Source organism: Streptomyces sp. NPDC088554 (assembly GCF_044752945.1).
In the GTDB taxonomy this organism is placed as follows: Bacteria; Actinomycetota; Actinomycetes; order Streptomycetales; family Streptomycetaceae; genus Streptomyces.
In genome coordinates this window covers 1-19,229 of the sequence record NZ_JBIVMF010000032.1, presented here as the reverse complement: position 1 = coordinate 19,229, position 19,229 = coordinate 1, and the positions used below count along the sequence as shown (strand labels likewise).

General features: G+C 73.0%; 13 protein-coding genes. 6 read left to right on the top strand and 7 right to left on the bottom strand.

Features of this window, described 5'->3' with window-relative positions; translation table 11 throughout:
- Positions 1 to 3: 3 nt before the first annotated feature.
- Together ACIP8W_RS28005 and ACIP8W_RS28000 are read left to right on the top strand one after the other, a co-directional pair.
- Positions 4 to 459, top strand: a complete 456-nt coding sequence (locus tag ACIP8W_RS28005) for a macro domain-containing protein (RefSeq protein ID WP_402148546.1) — start codon at positions 4 to 6, stop codon at positions 457 to 459.
- A gap of 52 nt (positions 460 to 511) precedes the next feature.
- The gene (locus tag ACIP8W_RS28000; RefSeq protein ID WP_401957491.1) at positions 512 to 1,456 is read left to right on the top strand and encodes an aldo/keto reductase; all 945 of its coding nucleotides are present in this window, start codon (positions 512 to 514) and stop codon (positions 1,454 to 1,456) included.
- Positions 1,457 to 1,462: 6 nt separating this feature from the next.
- On the opposite strand, the gene ACIP8W_RS27995 is transcribed toward ACIP8W_RS28000, so the two are convergent.
- The 4 genes from ACIP8W_RS27995 to ACIP8W_RS27980 form a co-directional block, all read right to left on the bottom strand.
- On the bottom strand, positions 1,463 to 2,806 hold the full coding sequence (locus tag ACIP8W_RS27995) for a PrsW family intramembrane metalloprotease (protein WP_401957489.1): 1,344 nt from the start codon (positions 2,804 to 2,806) through the stop codon (positions 1,463 to 1,465).
- 163 nt (positions 2,807 to 2,969) lie between these two features.
- On the bottom strand, positions 2,970 to 3,728 hold the full coding sequence (gene trmB / locus ACIP8W_RS27990) for a tRNA (guanosine(46)-N7)-methyltransferase TrmB (RefSeq protein ID WP_401957561.1): 759 nt from the start codon (positions 3,726 to 3,728) through the stop codon (positions 2,970 to 2,972).
- 102 nt (positions 3,729 to 3,830) lie between these two features.
- Positions 3,831 to 5,048, bottom strand: a complete 1,218-nt coding sequence (gene lhgO, locus ACIP8W_RS27985; RefSeq protein ID WP_402205135.1) for an L-2-hydroxyglutarate oxidase — start codon at positions 5,046 to 5,048, stop codon at positions 3,831 to 3,833.
- A 136-nt stretch (positions 5,049 to 5,184) separates the two neighbouring features.
- Positions 5,185 to 6,696 (bottom strand): sporulation protein, encoded by a 1,512-nt coding sequence (locus ACIP8W_RS27980; RefSeq protein ID WP_401957485.1) that lies wholly within the window; start codon positions 6,694 to 6,696, stop codon positions 5,185 to 5,187.
- Between the two features lie 690 nt (positions 6,697 to 7,386).
- Between ACIP8W_RS27980 and ACIP8W_RS27975 the strand changes: the two genes are divergently transcribed.
- Complete coding sequence (locus ACIP8W_RS27975) at positions 7,387 to 9,495, top strand: asparagine synthase-related protein (RefSeq protein ID WP_402205133.1); 2,109 nt, start codon at positions 7,387 to 7,389, stop codon at positions 9,493 to 9,495.
- A 16-nt stretch (positions 9,496 to 9,511) separates the two neighbouring features.
- On the opposite strand, the gene ACIP8W_RS27970 is transcribed toward ACIP8W_RS27975, so the two are convergent.
- Positions 9,512 to 11,752 (bottom strand): sigma-70 family RNA polymerase sigma factor, encoded by a 2,241-nt coding sequence (locus ACIP8W_RS27970; RefSeq protein ID WP_402205131.1) that lies wholly within the window; start codon positions 11,750 to 11,752, stop codon positions 9,512 to 9,514.
- Positions 11,753 to 11,975: 223 nt separating this feature from the next.
- Positions 11,976 to 12,908, bottom strand: coding sequence for a TetR/AcrR family transcriptional regulator (locus tag ACIP8W_RS27965; protein ID WP_402205129.1), 933 nt, complete (start codon positions 12,906 to 12,908; stop codon positions 11,976 to 11,978).
- 337 nt (positions 12,909 to 13,245) lie between these two features.
- Here ACIP8W_RS27965 and ACIP8W_RS27960 point away from each other — a divergent pair, with 337 nt between their 5' ends.
- Both ACIP8W_RS27960 and ACIP8W_RS27955 read left to right on the top strand, forming a co-directional pair.
- Entirely contained in the window at positions 13,246 to 14,724 is a 1,479-nt protein-coding gene (locus ACIP8W_RS27960) for an NAD(P)/FAD-dependent oxidoreductase (protein WP_401957558.1), read from the top strand.
- 229 nt (positions 14,725 to 14,953) lie between these two features.
- Positions 14,954 to 16,756, top strand: a complete 1,803-nt coding sequence (locus ACIP8W_RS27955) for a SpoIIE family protein phosphatase (RefSeq protein WP_401957475.1) — start codon at positions 14,954 to 14,956, stop codon at positions 16,754 to 16,756.
- Positions 16,757 to 16,792: 36 nt separating this feature from the next.
- Here ACIP8W_RS27955 and ACIP8W_RS27950 read toward each other — a convergent pair whose 3' ends face one another.
- Positions 16,793 to 18,085, bottom strand: coding sequence for an MFS transporter (locus tag ACIP8W_RS27950; protein ID WP_402148572.1), 1,293 nt, complete (start codon positions 18,083 to 18,085; stop codon positions 16,793 to 16,795).
- Between the two features lie 112 nt (positions 18,086 to 18,197).
- On the opposite strand from ACIP8W_RS27950, the gene ACIP8W_RS27945 reads away from it, so the two are divergent.
- Complete coding sequence (locus ACIP8W_RS27945) at positions 18,198 to 18,764, top strand: MarR family winged helix-turn-helix transcriptional regulator (protein WP_401957473.1); 567 nt, start codon at positions 18,198 to 18,200, stop codon at positions 18,762 to 18,764.
- Positions 18,765 to 19,229 lie beyond the last annotated feature (465 nt).

Here is a 19,229-nt window from a genome sequence, read left to right as displayed (position 1 = left end):
GGCATGATCGTCGATGCGGAGGGGGACCTGCTGGCGGCGGACGTGGATGCCCTGGTCAACGCCGTCAATACGGTCGGGGTCATGGGGAAGGGCATCGCCTCGCAGTTCAAGCGGGCCTGGCCGGAGAATTTCGAGGCGTACGCGCAGGCGTGCCGGGCGGGCGAGGTGCGGCCCGGGGTGATGTTCGTGTACGACCGGGGGGCTTCGGCCGCGCCCCGGTACGTGGTCAACTTCCCGACCAAGAGGCACTGGCGCTCGGCGTCCCGCCCGGAAGACGTGCGGCAGGGGCTTCAGGATCTGCGGCGGGTCATTGTCGAGTCGGGGATCCGCAGCATCGCTGTTCCTCCGCTGGGGTGCGGCCTCGGCGGGCTGGACTGGGCGGACGTTCAACCGATGATCGTCTCCGCCCTGGGGGACCTGCCGGATGTCGAGATACGGGTGTACGCGCCGGACGGGTGACCGCAATGGTCGACCGGAATAAGGATGGTCCCGTTCCGGGTTGTGGTGACGCATGACTGAGCTGCGCACCCTTGGTGCTTCCGACCTCAAGGTCTTCCCCCTCAACCTCGGCGGCAACGTCTTCGGCTGGACCGCCGACGAGGCGGAGTCCTTCGCCGTGCTCGACGCGTACGCGGCCGGGGGCGGGAACTTCGTGGATACCGCCGATACGTACTCCTCCTGGGCTCCGGGGCACGAGGGCGGGGAGTCCGAGACCGTTCTCGGCAAGTGGATCGCCGCGCGCGGCAATCGCGGGGAGGTGGTCGTCGCGACGAAGGTCGGGGCCCATCCGCGGTTCAAGGGGCTCGCCGCGGGCAATATCGAGGCCGCCGCCGAGGCGTCGCTGCGTCGGCTGGGGACGGATTACATCGACCTCTACTACACGCACTTCGACGACGAGACCGTTCCCGTCGAGGAGATCATCACCGCCCTCGACCAGCTGGTGAAGGACGGGAAGGTCCGTGCCATCGCCGCGTCCAACATCAGCGCCGAGCGGCTGAACGCCTCGCTCGCGTTCTCGGAGAGCGAGGGGCTGGCCCGGTACGTGGCGCTTCAGCCGCACTACAACCTGGTCTCCCGCGACACCTACGAGGGCGCGCTCCAGGACACCGTGGCGGGTCACGGGCTCTCCGCCGTGCCGTACTTCGGGCTGGCCGCGGGCTTCCTGACCGGCAAGTACCGGCCGGGGGCGGCCGTCGACAGCCCGCGTTCCGCGGGCGCGGCGCAGTATCTGGAGAGCGAGCGGGGCGGGAAGGTCCTGGCCGCGCTGGACAAGGTCGCAGGGGCCCGGGGGGCCGAGGTGGCGACCGTGGCGCTGGCGTGGCTGGCGGCCCAGCCGACCGTGGTCGCGCCGCTCGCGTCCGCCCGGTCCGTCGCGCAGGTGCCCGCGCTGCTCGCGGCGGCCGAGCTGACGCTGACGGCCGAGGAGCTGGCGGAGCTGACCGCCGCGTCCGCCTGACCGGGGTCAGTACTGCCGGTACGGGTTGTAGCCGTCGTAGTCGATGTACGGCGGTGGCGCCCAGACCCGGCCCGTGGCTCGCGCCGCGTAGGTGAGCGCGGGCCCGGCTATGTCTTTGCGCTGCCAGAGGTGGTGCAGCAGCTCCCGCTCGCGCGCCACGAAGTCCGGGCCCACCACGCCTCGGTGGGCCCGGTGGCGCAGGAACGCCAGGGACGTGGCGAACGCCTCGTACTCCCCGACCGATCTGGCGGCGCGCCGGCCGAACGTACGGCCCGCGTAGCCGCGCGCCAGTGCGCGCGCCCGCATCGAGGAGAGCGCCTGGGGCGCGGCCGGGGCCAGCCAGCCCGCCGCCGCGTACGCGGGCAGCTCCGTGGAGAGCGTGCGCAGCTCGCGCTGGCGGCTCCAGACCGCCAGCCAGGTCAGCAGCCCGAACGCGGGGACCATGAACCCGCCGTACACCGCGTAGAAGCCGAACGGGCCGAAGAGCGACGCCGACCCGTTCCACAGCGCGTGCATGCCCATGGCCAGGGCCAGGCCGAGCAGCGGGAAGGCGACCCGGCGGGCCTTCTGGCGGCCGGTCGCCATCGCGGCCAGTCCGAAGCCGAGGCCGGTCAGCACGGTGAACAGCGGGTGCGCGAACGGCGACATCACGACCCGTACGAAGAAGGTCGCGGCGGTGACGGACGCCAGGCCGGAGCTGCCCGCGTGCTGGTCCTCGCCGAAGGCGCTGCCCAGATAGAGGATGTTCTCCGTGAAGGCGAAGCCGGTGGCGCTGAAGCCCGCGACCACGACCCCGTCGACGAGCCCGCCGAAGGTCCGCCTGCGGAAGACGAAGATCAGCAGGATCGCCGCCGCCTTGGCGCTCTCCTCGACGACCGGAGCTATCACCGTGGCCCCGAGGGACTCGGCGCTCACCGGGTCGGCGGTGGCGGTGGCTATCCACTCGGTCGCGAAGGAGTTCGCGATGATCGCGACGAGGGCCGCCGCGAAGGCGCCCCAGGCGAAGGCGAACAGCAGATTCCGCCAGGGCCCCGGATCGACCCGGTCCAGCCAGCGGAAGGCCGCCATGAGCAGGGGTACGGGCAGGACGGCCAGCCCGAGCCCGACCAGGAAGCCCTCGGTGCCGGTCTCCTCCCGGACGAGCGCGAGGATCGTCAGGGCGCACAGGGTGAGCACCGCGATCACCGCCCCGAGCCGGACGGCCCTCAGCCGCCAGAACCCCCGGCGCGGCCGGTAGCGTCTGCGGGCGGGCTCGGGGACGGCCGTCCACAGCTCACCGAGCTGCTCCTGCTGCTCGTAGTCGGGGATCGCCGGACGTGGGTCGAGGCGTTGCGGGGACGGTGAGGACACCTGATGACCCTAACGAGGGGCACTGACACCTGGCGATGGTGCCCGGGGGCACCATCGGCCGGTCGCCCGGGGGATCATGCTGGTCACCTCGGGGACACCGCCGGCCGGTCACCGGTGCCCGGGACACCGCCGGCCGGTCACCCGGCCGCTCTGCCCACGCCGGTCACCCGGCAGCCCCGTCGGCACGGCGGAACAGCAGGTCGCGTACGGCATGGCCCTTGTCCAGGCCCTGGCCCTCGAACCGGGTCAGCGGCCGGAACTCCGGCCGTGGCGCGTAGCCGCCGTCGGGGCGGGTGTTCTCGAAGCCGGGGTGGGCGGTCAGCTCCTCCAGCATCTGTTCCGCGTACGGCTCCCAGTCGGTCGCGCAGTGCAGCACCGCCCCGGGCGCCATCCGGTCCGCCGCCAGCGTGAGGAACTCGGGCTGGATCAGCCGCCGTTTGTGGTGGCGCGTCTTGGGCCAGGGGTCGGGGAAGAAGACCCGCAGCCCGGCCAGCCCGCCGGCCGGCAGCATCTCCCGGAGCAGGATGATCGCGTCCCCGTTGGCCACCCGGATGTTGGACAGCCCGTTCTTCTCCGCGAGCCGGAGCAGATTGCCCTGGCCGGGGGTGTGCACATCGGCGGCGAGGATGCCCGTCCCGGGGTCGGCGGCGGCCATGAGCGCCGTGGCCTCGCCCATCCCGAAACCGATCTCCAGGACCACCGGCAGCCCGCCGAACAGCTCCGCCGGGTCGAGGACCCGCTGTCCGTCGATGTCCATGCCCCACTCGGCCCACCTGCGGCGCAGCGCCTCGGCCTGGCCGGTGGTCACCCGGCTGCGGCGGGGCTGGAAGCTCCGGATGCGCCGCTCGAAGTGCGACCCGGCGGGGTCGGCCGCGGGGCCGGTGCCCTCGGGGAACATCTTGCCGGCGGGGCGCCGGATCATCGCCCTGGCGGGCTCCGCCGTCTCCGTTGTGCTGGTGGGTTCTGTCATTCCGGTCTTCTTGGTCTGCTCGGTCTGCTCGTGCTCGGCCACAATGACCCGATTCTACGGATCCGCCAGCGCCGCCAGCGCCTGCCGGGCCACCTCGCGGCCGATCGGCAGGGCGGCCGTGGCCGCCGGGGACGGCGCGTTCAGCACGTGGACGGTGCGGGGGGCCCGGCGGATCAGGAAGTCGTCCACCAGGGTGCCGTCGCGCAGGACGGCCTGGGCCCGGACCCCGGCCGCCGCCGGGCGCAGGTCCGCGCCGGTGACCGAGGGGAGCAGGCGCCGTACGGCGGTGGTGAAGGCGCGCCGGGAGAGCGAGCGGTGCAGCTCGCCCGCCCCGTACCGCCAGTGCCGGCGGGCGAGGTGCCAGGTGCCGGGCCAGCCGAGGGTGGCGGCCAGCTCGGTGGGGCGTATCGCCGACCAGGAGTACCCCTCGCGGGCCGGCGCCGGGACCGCGTTCGGCCCGACGTGCACGCGGCCGTCGACGGACCGGGTCAGATGCACGCCGAGGAACGGGAACGCCGGATCGGGCACCGGATAGACCAGCCCCCGGACGAGACCGGGCCGCGCCAGCTCGTAGTACTCCCCCCGGAACGGCACGATCCGCATCCCCGGGTCGTCGCCCGTCAGCCGGGCCACCCGGTCGCAGTGCAGCCCCGCGCAGTTGACCAGGGCACGCGCCCTGACGGTCTCCCCGGCCGCCGTGCGGACCGCGACACCCCAGGGGCGGCGGTCGATCGCGGTGACCTTCGCCCCGTACCGCACGGAGGCGCCCGCCGCCCGCGCCGACTCCGCGAGCTGCCGGGCGACCGCCGGGAAGTCGCACACGCCCGTCGTCCCGACCCGGATCGCCGCGAGGCCGCGCACCTCCGGCTCGTACTCCATGATCTGGGCGGGGCCCAGCTCGCGCACCGGGATGCCGTTCTCCCTGCCGCGCTGGACGAGGGCGTGCAGCCGGGGCAGCTCGGCGCGGCCGGTCGCGACGATCAGCTTGCCCGTGACCTCGTGCGCGATGCCGTGCTCCGCGCAGAACGCGACCATCTCGGCGGCGCCGCGCACCGCGTACCGCGCCTTGAGCGAGCCGGGCCGGTAGTAGATCCCGCTGTGGATCACTCCGCTGTTGTGCCCCGTCTGGTGCCGGGCGGGGCCCGGCTCCTTCTCCAGCACGACGACCCGGGTGCCGGGCGCGGCACGCGTGATCGCGTACGCCGTCGACAGACCGACGATCCCACCGCCGATCACCAGTACCTCGCAGTCGAACCCCGCACGTCCGCCCATCACGCCACCTCCCACCCCGATAGTGCACTGGCCCACTGACAACGCGGTCGAACCAGGACCGGAGTATCGGGGAGGGAAGGGCCTGTGGCATATGCCGATCAGGTGTCGGCTGTTACGCCGTCGCGCGCGCGGGCCGCTACGCGGGCGCCACCAGCAGCGGGCGCGCCCGCTCCCGCAGCTCCGCCACCCGGGGCTCGTCCCCGTACGGCTCCAGGCGGTGCAGCAGATCCCGTACGTACTCGGTCGTACGCGCCGAGGAGATCCGGCCCGCCACCTCCACCGCACGGGTGCCCGCCGCGCACGCCGCGTCGAGATTGCCCGACTCCAGCTCGGCGACCGCGCTCACGACCAGCCGCAACCCGTGCGAGCGTACGAACTCCTCCGTCGGCCTGGACAGCGCCTGCTCCGTGAAACGGCGCACCTGACGCGGTGCCTTCAGGTCCCGGTAGCACTCGGCGGCGTCGGCGGCGAACCGGTCGTACGAGTAGAAGCCCAGCCAGGACGGGTCGGAGTCGCCCTCCCGCGACCGCTCCAGCCAGCCCTCCGCCGCCTTGAGGGAGGCCCCGGCGGCCACCGCGTCGCCCGCCTTGGCGTGCGCGCGCGCCTCCACCAGCCGGAAGAAGCTCATGGTGCGGGCGGTGGCCAGTCCCCGGTTGCGCTCCAGGGCCGCCTGGGCGAGGTCGACGCCCTCGTCGGCGAAGCCCCGGTAGGTCGCCTGGAGCGACATGGACGCCAGTACGTAACCGCCCAGCGGCACGTCGGCCGCCGCGCGGGCCAGCCGCAGCGCCTGGATGTAGTAGCGCTGGGCGGCTTCCTGCTGGCCGGTGTCGAAGGCCATCCAGCCGGCCAGCCTGGTCAGTTCGGCGGTGGCGCCGAAGAGCCCCCGGCCCACCTCGTCGCTGTACGCGCCGAGCAGCAGCGGGGCCGCGTCGACCCGCAGACACTCCGGGACCATCGACGAACGCCAGTCCCCGCCGCCGTACTTGGAGTCCCAGCGCCGGGCGTCGGCCGCCGCCTCCCGCAGTTTGGCCACGTCGCTGTGGCCCACCCGGAGCGGCGAGACGTCCCCGGGGCCGGCCCCCGGGGCGGAGCCCGTACCCGTACCGTCGCCTCCTGGTCCGTTCCCGCCATTTCCGCCCTGCGCCCCCCGCGCCGCCTCCGCGGCCGACGCGTCACGCGCCACCGAGGAGTCGGCGGGGGTTATCAGCCAGCGCGAGGCGGGCGTCGCGTAAGCGCTCACTGCGAAGGATCCGGCCAGCGACTGCCAGATGCCTCCACTGCCCGCGCGCCGGCCCGCGAGATCGAGGCGGTACAGCTCCGTCGCCGTACGCACCGCCTCGCCGACATCGCGCGGGAAGGCGAGCCCGACCTCGGGCGCCGGATCGGCGTCGGCGAGGCCGATCTCGTGGAGTGGGACCGGGCGTCCCAGTTTGGCTCCTATGGCGGCGGCGATCAGATGGGGCGCCGCACCCTGCGGAACCATCCCCTTCGAGACCCACCGCGCCACGGAGGTCTTGTCGTAGCGAAGTGTCAGTCCGCGCTGCGCCCCGAGGTCGTTGACCCGTCGGGCGAGGCCCGCGTTGCTGATTCCCGCGAGGGCGAGAACGGTTCCGAGCTTTTCGTTCGGCCCTCGTTGCTCTCTGGACATGCGCCACCCCTCGACACAGACGGCCGCCGCGTCGCGGCATAGGCGCGCGGCATTCGTAAACCCAGCGTAGTTCGCCACATCCAGGCCGTTAAGGGGCGGACTTCCGGATGGCGGGATTGTTGTCCGTACGACGATCGCCTCCAGGACCCCTCCGAGCCGGTCGGAGGCCACCTCGTGCTCCGGGTGTGTGGCCGTGCGCCCGGCCGTGCGCTCTTGGCCGGGAAGGAGTGCCGGGGCTTCCATGAGACCTGCGTGGGTCGGTCCATTGCGTACTGGAACCAGTGGACTGGGGGATCCCGCCGCTCCAATCCCCGCGGGCGGTGGATCAGTCCGGGAGGTGTGATCCAGCCTCCCGGGCTGAACGTGCGGAGGCGTTCGAGCGCCGCGCAGAGCACGGAGATTGGCTGAATGCTGCCTATGGGCGCCGGCCCGCATCTCCGCCGAACGGCCAGTGCCAGGGGCGCGTTCGACTTCTCGCCCACGCTTCCGTAGGCCCTCCCGCGCGCCGTTGCCGTGGCAGCATGGTCCTGAACGGGTACGGCCGGAGCGTGCCAGCTTGATCCTTCCCGATCTTCCCTGATCTTCTGGGGTCGCTCCGGGATCCGCTGGGGCCGGTCGGCGGTCGGCGGCCGTGCGACGGTTGGCCGTCCGGTACCGGACGGGGTTCATCCACAGGCTGTGGAGGCGGCGATGCGCTGGTTGGTGGGCTGGAGCAGTATCGCCGCGCGGTTCGGTACGGCCGGGGCGGTCGGTCCCGTCGGGGACGCCGAGAGCGGCAGCGTGCACCCGGTCGGCTCACAACTCCTGTGGGGCGACCCGGATCCGCTGTGGGCCGTGGGCGACTGGCGCCCCGACGAGGTCAGGATCGTCACCGTCGACCCCTTCACCCGGCTCGCCGTCCTCGGCTGCTGCGGGGCCACCGACGACGAGCTGAGGGTCGGTCTGTTCGCCGCCCGCGGCGGGGCGTTGCGCCACCTCACCGCCTGGTCCGGCAGCTACACCGCCGTCGCGCAGATCGGCCGCCGGGTCACCGTCGCGGGCGACCTGGCGGGCGCGCGCCCCGTCTTCTACACCCCCTGGGCCAACGGAACCGCGTACGCCACCGCCGCCCTCCCGCTCGCCGACCTCATCGAGGCCCAGCTCGACATCGGGCACCTGGCCGCGCTCCTCGCCTGCCCCGAGACCCCGGAGGCGCTGCGCGACTCCACCCCGTACGACGGCGTCAAACGCATCCCGCCGGGCCACGCGCTGGTCCTGCGTGAGGGCTCGCGCGAGATCACCGGGTACGAACCGGTCGCCTCGCTCGCCGTCGCCGGCCCCGAGAAGGACGCCGACCGGGCCGTCGAGGGCGTACGGGACGCGCTCGTCGACGCCGTACGCGCCCGGCTGCACGCCCCGCGCCACTCCCCCGAGACCCTGCCGCCCGACCCCGGGCCCGTCCCCGGCATGGGCCCCGCCGAGCGGCGCGCCGCCCGGGGCGGGCCGGTCCCCGGCATCGGCGCCGACCTGTCGGGCGGCAGCGCGTCGGGCACGCTCGCCCTGCTCGCCGCCGGGCTGCCGGGCACGCCGGGCACGATCCTCGGGCACGGCACGGGCGCGGGGGAGCGGCTGCTCGCCGTCACCTTCAACGACCTGTCGGCCGGCGGCCGCGACGAGGCCGAACTCGAACGGGCCAGAGCCATCGCGGCCAACCCCCGGCTGCACCACGTCGTCGTCGCCGCGGGCGAGGAGGCCCTCCCGTACGCCGAACTGGACGGCCCGCTCACCGACGAGCCGGGCCCCTCCCTCGTCACCGCCGAACGGCACCGCCGCAGACTGGCGGCGGGCAGCGCCGACCACTTCACCGGCGCGGGCGCGCGCGAGGTCCTCGACGCGCACCCGGCGCGCATGGCGGACCTGCTGCTGGACCGGCGCAGACGCCATCTGCTGCACCCGATCACCGCGCTCACCCGGGCCGAGACATTCTCGGCGTCCTCGGTGTTCATCCCGTTCACGGTGTACCGGGCGGCGCGCCGGCTCGCCCGTACGGCCTACCGCACCGGACTCGAAGAGGCCGCCGCGCGGCTGCCCGAGGCCAACCGGACGGGATACGCCGGGCGCGCCGGGGCCAACGGCCCGCTGAGCGCCTCGCTCGCCGCGCTCACCTGGTCCAGACCCGGACCGGCCGCCCGGTGGCTGACGGGGGAGGCGCTCGCCGAAGTATCGGTTCGGCTGATGACGGCGGCGACCCGCCCCACCTCCGTCCAGCGCCCCGGCGAGGCCCGCGCCCGCGCCGCCCTCGCCCGCCACGCCGCCGACCACCGCGTCTTCGAACAGGCCGCCGAGATCCGCAGCCAGCGCCTCCACGCGCCCTTCCTCGACAACCAGGTCGTCCGCGCCTGCCGCGAACTCCCCGAAGCACTGCGCGTCCAGCCCGGCGCCCGCGCCGATGTCCTCCGTACGGTTCTGTCGGGCACCGGCATCCACGACCTGCCCGCCGGCTGGGGCGCCACCTCCCGCGCCGGATCCGCCGCCACCACCCATGTCGGCCTCCGCTCGGCCGTCGGCGAGCTGATCACCCTTTTCGACGCGCCCCTGCTCGCCGACGCGGGACTCGTCGAGGCCCGCGTCGTACGCAAGGCCCTGCGCGCCGCCGCCGAAGGCGAACCCGTCCCCCTCGACGGCCTCGCCGACCTCGTCTCCACCGAACTGTGGCTCCGCCGCCTGCTCTCCCGCCGGGGCACCTGCTGGACAGGCACCGCGGCCCCCCGCCAGCGGGCGGTGGCGGGCGGTGTGCCCCCCCGACCGACCCTGCGCTGACGCCCGGCGGCCGGGGTCAGCCGCAGCTGATCCGGGACTGGGCCCAGTCCGCGAGGGCCACCGCGTCGAACGGCGTGTGCGGCTCGACGACCAGGCGGATGGACCGCTGCCCGGAGATCCCTACCCGTACGGGCACGGCCGCCTCACCCGTGCTCAGTACGGGCGACTGCCAGAGCCGCGCCCCGTCGCCGTACACGGAGAAGCTCATGGAGCCCGTCCCCAGCGCCAGATCGTCCACCCCGACCAGGGCGGCGTAGGTGGAGCACGCGCGGTTCAGGTCGATGGTCACCGAGGTCGAGGCGTGCATGGTGACACCGGGGGCGTACGAGGTGCCGCCGATCGTCACGCTCGGCCGCTGCCAGAGGAAGCCGCCGCCGAGGCGCACCTCCGGTTCGGAACCGTCCTCGAAGCCGCCGTACCGCAACTCGCTCACCTGGTAGTCGGCCGGGGCGGGCCGGGGCGGAGGCGGCGGCTCGGGGGTCGGGGTGGGCGTCGGGGTCGGGGTGGGAGTCGGCTTCGGGGACGGCGACGGCTCGGGCCTGGTGGGCGTGGGGCTCGGCGCGGCGGAGGGCGTCGGCCTGCGCGGGACCTCCGGTTCCGCGACACGCACCGGCGCGGGCGGCTCCGGTTCCGGTACGGGCGGACGCGGTGCCTCGGAGGACGGCTCCGGCGGTACGACCGACCGCACGGCCGGCGGCTTCGCGTCGGGCTTCGGCGCGGGCGCGGGGTCGCCCGCCATCGCCCAGACCACCCCGGCGACCGCCGCGGCGATCACCAGCGCCCCGACCCCGGCCTTCGCGGGCGCGCCGAGCCCCTCGGCGGCGAGGCCCCCGGCCGCACCCGCGCCGCCAGCCGCACCCGCGCCCGTGGCCGCCGCGGCGGCGCCCGCACCGGCCGCGCCCGCGACACCGCCCGCCACGATCCCCGCCGCCTTGAGCGAGTACCCGGCGGCGAACCACCCGATCACCGCGACCGGCAGCAGCGCCGGGATCGCGGAGTTGACCTGGGCCAGCTCGCCCGCCGCGAGACGGCACTTGGCGCACTCCTCCAGGTGCTTGCGCAGCCCGCGCTCGGCACGCATCCGCAGCCCGCCGCGCGCGTACGCCCCGAGCCGGTCCGCGTAGCGGGAGCAGTCGCCCGCCGAGGTGAGCGCGGAACTCACATGCGCCTGGAGGTACGCCTGCTTGAGCCCCTCGCGCGCCCGACTGGCCAGCACCGCCGTGGCGTTGGCGGTCAGCCCGAAGAGCGGCGCCACCTCGCTCGGTGACTCCTCCTCGACGGTGGTGTGCCAGAGCACCGCCTGCCAGCGCTCGGGCAGACTGCGGAACGCCTGCAGGGCCAGGGACCGCTCGGCCTCGTGCATCGCGAGGACGTCCGCGCCCAGATCGAGCGTGTCCGCGTCCGAGACCTCGGAGGACCCGGCGGCCTGCGCGGCGAACACCGCGAAGTCGTCCACCAGTTGCTCCCGCTTCGCGGAATTGGTCCAGGAAGCGGCCACGCGCCGTACGGTCGTCATCAGATACGCCCGCACCGCCTGCTCCGGCCCGGCCCCGCCCCGTACCGCCTGCAAGGTACGGGCGAAGACCTCGGCGGTCAGATCGTCGGCGGTGTGCGTGTCCCGGCAGCAGGTACGCGCGTAACGGCGCACCGCCGCCGAATGCCTGCGGAACAGCTCCTCGTACGCGCTGTCGTCGCCGCCGCGCATGCGCTGGATCAGCTCGGCGTCCGAGGGCGGCAGCTCGTCGGAGGGTGACCCGGAGGACGACCCGGCGGACGACGCCACGGCGGCCAACGGCCGGACGACCGCCAGCTCGATGGTCGGCAGGTCGGCGGTCGGCAGGTCGGCGCCCGTCGCGCCGGCGGATACGGCGGTGGGCGTGTCGGCCCGCTCCCGCTGCGTCGGCACGCTGTTGTCCGGCTCGCCCGCCTCGGGGAAGACCCCCGGCCTGCCGGAGCCACCGGGCCCGCTCTGCACCGGAACACCGCCCGTACCACCGCCCGGAACACCGCCCGTACCACCGCCCGGAACGCCGGCAGCAGGAACACTGGTCGAGCCGCCGCCCGGAACGCCCGCCGGACCGCAACCCGGGACACCCGCCGGGCCGTTCGGGATCTCCTTGGGGCCGCCCTGGCTCGGCACCTGCCGGGAGGCCGGTGCCGAACCGTCCGCGCCGCCGCTCACCCCGTCGCCCGTACCACCGCCCGTACCGCCATCGGCGCCACCACCGAGTGGCTCGTCCCGTCCGTCACCGCTCACCGCGGAAGCCCCCGTACGCACCCCTGTGACCCCAACACCGGGCCAGAGTGCCACAGCCCACCGCGGCGCCCGGAGCGTTCGAGCCCGGCAACCACTCGTCCGGGGTGGTTTCCCCGACCAGGGCTTTAACGTTCACCCTTTCGGGTAACGCCCAACCACGTTCAGCGGCAAGCGCGTTCGACGGAACGGTCGGTCTCGACGGACACGGAACGGGTGAGCGGCCTCAGACGGACGACCGGGAGCGGAGCCCCTCCAGCAGGATGTCCAGCAGCCGAGCCGAAGCCGCGGCCTGCTGCGCGGGGTCCGGCAGCGAGGGCGCGGCCGTGGCTATCACCAGCAGGACATCGGCCACTGTCACATCACCGCGCAGCTCACCCGCTCCACGGGCCCGCTCCACCAGCTGCCCCACTACCTCTAACAACTCGACGGTGCCCGGCGCGTCCAGCCCTTCGACAGCGCCCGGCCCAGAGGCGGAAGAGGCCGAACCGGTGCCCGGTCCCGACACCGCGGCGGATCCCGGGACCACCCCCCACTGCTGTCCGACCATCCGCAGATCGGGCTGCCCGGCCTGCCGCTGCTGCGGCACCCGCGTCCCGTCCGCCGCCCCGCGCTCCGGGCCCGGCTCGTCCGCGTCCACGCTCACCCGCAGCACCTGCGGAGGCAGCAGCCGCCCCGCGCCCGACGCCACCGAGGTGCGCAGGAAGCGGGAGAGCGCCGACCACGGCTCGTCCTCCTGGCCCAGCGCCGTCCGCGCCTGCTCGGTCAGCCGGGACGTCTCCTGCTCGGCTATCCGCCGGACCAGCACGTCCTTGCTCGGGAACCGCCGGTAGACCGTGCCGACCCCGACCCGGGCCCGCCGCGCCACATCCTCCATCGGCGCTCCGTACCCCAGCTCGCCGAACACCTCGCGAGCCGCCCGGAGTACATGCTCCAGATTGCGCTGCGCGTCCACCCGGAGCGGCGCGGAAGACGCAGCGGAAGACACGGAGTGAGCCGAGGACGCCGAGGACGCCGCGCGACCGCCCGGGACCGGGCCGCCCGTCATGCCCGTACCAACGCCTGTACCAACGCCCGTACCCGTGCTCGTCCCCACGCTCATCCGTCCGTCGTCGTCCGCGACGACAGCGGCGTGCCCATGCGAACCCTGAATGTCCATACGCGTTCCCCCGTAATGGTGTCTCCCCCCGGAGACTCCCCGCCCTGACAGCCGGGTGCGCGGTCCCGCCGAAGGGGCCCCCGACACCACGACGAACTACGAACATAGTTGAGCCCGGGGCAATTCAGAAGAGGGTAGTTCCGCATCGGGCGCCCCCCGATCGGAGCAAGGACCGCGAGCCGCCCGATCAGTACCCCTCCCCACACCCTCCGAGCCCCCGCTGACCTGCGACCATCCGCCCATACCCGCGCCTTTGCCCGCAGCCGGCCACCGATCGCTTCCAGTCACACAATGCGTTGTGCCTGTGGACAAACTCCTCGGCCCGGTGCGTCATGGGATGGTGAAGGCTGAGATCTCCCCGGGGACGACCCCCGCACCCACGCCCGGAGCGCGCATTCTGGTGATCGGGGGCGGCTACGTCGGCATGTACACGGCGCTGCGCCTCCAGCGGAAGCTGAAGAGCCGGAACAGAAACCGGAAGCGGAAGTGGAACCCGCGGAACGGGGGCCCACAGAAAAGCCAGTCGCGGAGCAGCCGGCCGCAGAGCAACGAGGTCGGGGCCGAGGCCGAGATCGAGATCGTCGTCGTCTCCCCGGACCCCTATATGACGTATCAGCCCTTCCTCCCCGAGGCCGCCGCCGGAAACATCTCACCCCGTCATGTCGTGGTCCCGCTCCGCCGGGTGCTGCCCGGCTGCCGGGTCGTCATCGGCGAGGCCACCTCCATCGACCACGCCAAACGCACGGTCACGCTCAAGACCCTCGGCTCCGAGGCGGAGGGCAACGGCGCCGTCGAGCTGACGTACGACGAACTCGTCCTCGCCCCCGGCTCCGTCTCCCGTACTCTCCCGATCCCCGGTCTCGCCGAGCACGCCATCGGTTTCAAGACCGTCGAGGAGGCCATCGGGCTGCGCAACCACGTCATCGAGCAGATGGACATCGCCTCCTCCACCCGCGACCCCGTGATCCGCGCCGCCGCCCTGACCTTCGTCTTCGTCGGCGGCGGCTACGCGGGTGTCGAGGCGCTCGCCGAGCTGGAGGACATGGCCCGCTACGCCTCGCGGTACTACCACAACATCAAGGCGGAGGACCTGAAATGGATCCTCGTCGAGGCCACCGGCCGGATCCTCCCCGAGGTCGGCGAAGAGATGGGCCGGTACGCGGTGCGCGAGCTGCGCGCCCGCAATATCGACGTACGGCTCGACACGCGGCTGGACTCCTGCGAGGACCGGGTCGCCGCGCTGAGCGACGGCGCCCGTTTTCCTACTCGTACGATCGTATGGACGGCGGGCGTCAAGCCGCACCCGATCCTCGCCGCGAGCGACCTGCCCCGTAATGAACACGGCCGGCTCAGCTGCACGGCCAAGCTCTCCGTCGACGGCGTCGACCACGCCTGGAGCGCGGGCGACGCCGCCGCCGTACCCGATCTGACCTCGGACGAACCCGGCAAGGAGTGCGCGCCCAACGCGCAGCACGCCGTCCGGCAGGCCAAGGTTCTCGCCGGGAACATCCTCGCTTCCCTGCGCGGTGAACCCCTCCAGGACTACCGTCACCAGTACGTCGGTTCGGTCGCCTCCCTCGGACTCCACAAAGGCGTGGCGCATGTATACGGCCGCAAGCTGAAGGGCTATCCGGCCTGGCTGATGCACCGTACGTACCACCTCAGCCGTGTCCCCACCTTCAACAGGAAGGCCCGCGTCCTCGCGGAATGGACCCTCTCCGGGCTCTTCAAACGGGAGATCGTCTCCCTCGGCTCACTGGAACACCCGCGCGCCGAGTTCGAACTCGCCGCGGGCGGCGACCCCAAGAACCCCTGACGCCACCGGAAGAACCCCCGAAGCCACCGGAACCCGACCGCGCGAGCCCCCTCCGGGCGGTCGGCCGGGGGCGGTTGTCAGTGCGATCGGCCACACTGGACGTGTGACCATAGGTGGGCTCATATCTGCGCAGAGTGATCCGGCCCAGTTCAGCGCGGGCCGGAGGACCGACAGCCCGGCCCGACGACCCGCAAGCACCACCCCCAGACACCATGAGGCCTGAGAATCCGTGAACTTCACGCGTTGGAGCGCCCGGCTCCCCGGTACACAGCGCCGCGCCGCCGCGCGGACGGCCCGCGGTTCGGTGCCCGCTGCCCGTGGTGAGTACGAACAGCGGCGCGACTCCGTGACGGACACCCCGGCCACCCCCGGCGTCCCCACCCCGGGCATGCCCCCGTCGGGCACCCCCGCCCCCGGCATCCCCACGCTCGAAGACCTCGACCTCTCCGTCCGCGACATCCTGGGCGAGCTGCCCGCGCTGGTCGCGCTGGTGTACGGCCCGGAGCACCGCGTGGCGTATGTGAACGAGGCGTACGCGACGGCCTTCGGCCCGAGGACCCCCGGCGGGACGGCGGCCGGGAGCTGCCCCGAGCTGGCCGAGCTGGGCCTGCTCCCGCTGCTCGACCAGGTCCTGCGCAGCGGCAAGTCCCGTACGGTCAAGTCCCGCAAGGTCCAGGCGGTACGGGACGACGAACGGAGCGCGGCAGGCGAGAGCCCCCAGCGCGGCGACCCCGCCCCCCGAGGCGAGAGCCCCCGAGGCGAGACCACCCGCGGCGAAAGCCCCCGAGGCGAGGGCTCCTCGTACACCGTCACCTGCACCCCCGTCGACTGCCGGGGCTCCCGGGGCATCCTCATTCACGCCGCCGACGTCACCGACCACGCGGAGGCGGCCGAGCGGCTGCGCGCCAGCGAGCGCCGGCAGCGCAGGACCGTCGTCACCCTCCAGCGCTCCCTCCTCCCGCAGGAGCTGGAGCAGCCGGACGACCTGCGGGTCGCCGCGACCTACCGGCCAGGCGGCGAGGACGCGGCGGTCGGCGGCGACTGGTACGACGTGATCACGCTCGGCGCCGGACGTACGGCCCTGGTGATCGGCGACGTCATGGGCCGGGGCGTCCGCGCCGCCGCCGTCATGGGCCAGCTCCGTACGGCGGTCCGCGCCTACGCCCGGCTCGACCTCCCGCCGCACGAAGTGCTCCAGCTCCTCGACGGACTCGCCGCCGAGATCGACGCCAGCCAGATCGCCACCTGCGTCTACGCGGTCCACGACCCCAACGAGGGCCGGCTCGTCTACGCGTCGGCGGGCCATCTGCCCGTCCTGGTCCGCGCGGCGGACGGCTCGGTCGAGCGCGCCGAGGACCCCACGGGCCCGCCGCTCGGCACCGGCGGCTGGCAGCACACCTCGGGCTCGATCGGCCTGCCGCCCGGCTCCACCGCCGTCTTCTACACGGACGGCCTGGTCGAGCGGCGCGGCGAGGACATCGACGAAGGCGTCGAGTCCCTGGCGCGCGCCCTGTCCGGCGCGCAGGGCTCACCCCAGGTCGTCTGCGACCGGCTGATCCGCTCCCTCGGCGTCACCGACGACCATGACGACGATGTCGCGGTGCTCGTCATCCAGCACCCCGCCCGCACGGGCCCGGACGCGGAGCTGTTCCACAACGCCGCGCTCGACCTGCTCGGCGGCGTCGAAGCGGCCCCGCGCGCCCGCGCCTTCGCGACCGGCGTCCTCAGCTCCTGGCGCTTCCCGGTCGAGCTGCGCGATCTGGGCGTCCTGGCCGCCAGCGAGCTGGTCGCCAACTCCCTCCAGCACGGCACCCCGCCGATGCGGCTGCGGCTGCGCCGCACGGACCGCCGGCTGATCATCGAGGTGACGGACGGCGACGACCACCTGCCGCGCAGGCGCCGCGCCGAACCGGCGGACGAGGCGGGGCGCGGCATCTCGATCATCGCGACCATCGCCTCGTCCTGGGGCTCCCGCCGTACTCCGGGCGGCGGCAAGGCGGTCTGGTGCGAATTCGCCCTGCCCCACGCATGACCTCCGTACTGCCCGTATGTGACGAACAGCTCCGGTTCAACGAACAGGCTCAGGCACAGCCGCCTCCGGCGTATGCCGAGCCACCACCCGCGAGCCCGAGAGCAACGACGGCCGGTCCTGTACGGGGGTGAGCTGCCGCCCGAGCCGCAGCGCGAGCACGGTGATACCGAGCGAGAACAGTACGAACGTCACGATGTACGGCCCGTGCAGCGCCGCCCCCATCGGCCCGCCCACCGCCGGACCCACCGCCAGCGCCAACTGCTTCACCAGGGCGAACCCGGAGTTGTACTGCCCGACCATCGACTCGGGCGCCAGATCGGCCACCAGCGGCGCCACGGTCGGCGACAGCATCGCCTCCCCCAGCCCGAACAGTGCGTACGTCGATACGAACGCGGCCGTCGCCATCGTCCGGCTGCCGTCCCCGAGCCCCGCGTACCCCGCGACGAGCCATGCGAGGGCCCAGATCAGCCCGACCGCCGCGATCACCCGGCTGCGCCTGAGCGGCTCGACCAGCCGCAGTACGACGAACTGCGCGACCACGATCACCGCGGTATTGGCTGCCAGCGCGATCCCCAGCGTCGAGGGCCCGATCCCGGCGGCCTCGGTGCCGTACGCGGCGAGCCCCGACTCGAACTGCCCGTAACAGGCGAAGAACAACACGAACCCCAGCACACACAGCTGCACCATCGCCCGATGCCGCAGCAACGCCCGCAACCCGCCCCGCGCCCCCTCCTGGGGAGCCGCACCCACGGCAGCGGAAGGACGCGGCAGCCGTACGGTGACGGAGATGGCGGCCAGGACCAGGAACATCACGGCCTCGATGGAGAACAACAGGGTGAAACTGCCCGGTCTGTCCTCGTCCACCAGCTGCCCGCCGATCAGCCCGCCGACGCCCAGCCCCAGATTGGCCAGGAAGAACTGCGTCGCGAACGCCCGCGTCCGGGTGGCCGGGGTCGAGCACCACACGATCATCGTGGCCAGCGCGGGCTGCACCACCGCGGTCCCGGCCCCCAGCAGCGCGGCGGACAGCACGGCGGTCGCCACGCTCGCCGACACACCCATGGCGAGCGCCCCCACGGCCGCCAGCACCGCACCCCCCACCAGCACGGGCAGCGGCCCGCGCCGGTCGATGACCCGGCCCGTGAACGGCAGCACGACCAGCGCGGCCATCGCGAAGACCGCCAGCACGGCCCCCGCCGTACCCGCGCCCAGGTCCCGCACCTGAGCCACATACACATAGAGATACGGAACCGTGAACCCGAGCCCGAACGCGCTCAGCGCGTTCCCCGCCTGGATTCGGCGCATCGCGGCGCCCGTCGCCCTGGACACACTCACCTGCCTCAACTTCTCAGACCTCAACACTTCAAAGCTAAAACTTAACCTCTGAAGAGTACACACCGAAGGACTTCAACGCCAGGAGAGCCCGTGGCATACTGCCCCGATGTCCGAGACCCCCGAGAAACCCGGCCCGCCGGATCTCCAGGAGCCGAGCCTCAACGAGCAGATCGCCGCCTACCAGCGCGAGTTCCGTGACCTCGACCCCCAGGTCGAACAGATCGTCTCGGCCCTCGGCCGGCTTAACCGTCGTATGAACGTCGCGTACGGCAGGCAGGTCTCCGACCTCGGTATCAGCAACGCCGAATGGGAAGTCCTCAAGACCCTGGTCGTCTCGGGAGCCCCCTACCGCCTGGGCCCCGGAGAACTCGCCAAACGCCTCGGCCTCACCCCGGCCGCCATGACCCACCGCATCGACCGCATGGCGGGCGACGGCCTGGTCACGCGCGACCGGGACGAGAAGAACAGGGTCCGCGTCATCGTCGAGCTGACGGACGAGGGCCGTACGAAGTGGCTGGCGGCGATGCGGATGGCCTCGGACTTCGAGGAGGAACTGCTCCAGGACCTCTCCGGCGACGAACGCGGAGTCCTCGGCGAGATGCTCGTCCGCCTCCTCCGCCGGGTGGAACACGCCCAGCCCGACGCCGGCGGGCGCCTGACGGACCTGGCCTAGACAGCGGCCCGACCCCGTCCTCTGAGCTGCGACAAGGGCGGTTTGACACGCCCCTGCTCGATCCGTAAGGTTCTTCGAGTTGTCACGGAGCCGACATGGTTCCGAGACAGCCACTCTGCCGCAGCAGCGGCACCCAAACCAAGCATGATCTCCCGGGTCGGGATTCATTTCGGCATGCCGAAATTGATTTCGAACACTCGATTATGAGTCGCCTGCGAAATCCGCTAAGGTTTGGGACGTCGGAAGGGCCCAACAGCCCGGATGGCAGCCCACTCTGACTGGGAATCAGGACCGAAAGGATCTGGTAGAGTCGGAACCGCCGGAAAGGGAAAGCGCGAAAGCGAAGAACTGGAAAGCAAGCCCCGCTCCAACGGGGAATCGGACACGAAAGAGTCTGATAGAGTCGGAAACGCAGGACAGCGGGACAGAACAGAATGAAACACCGAAGGGAAAGCCCGGAGGAAA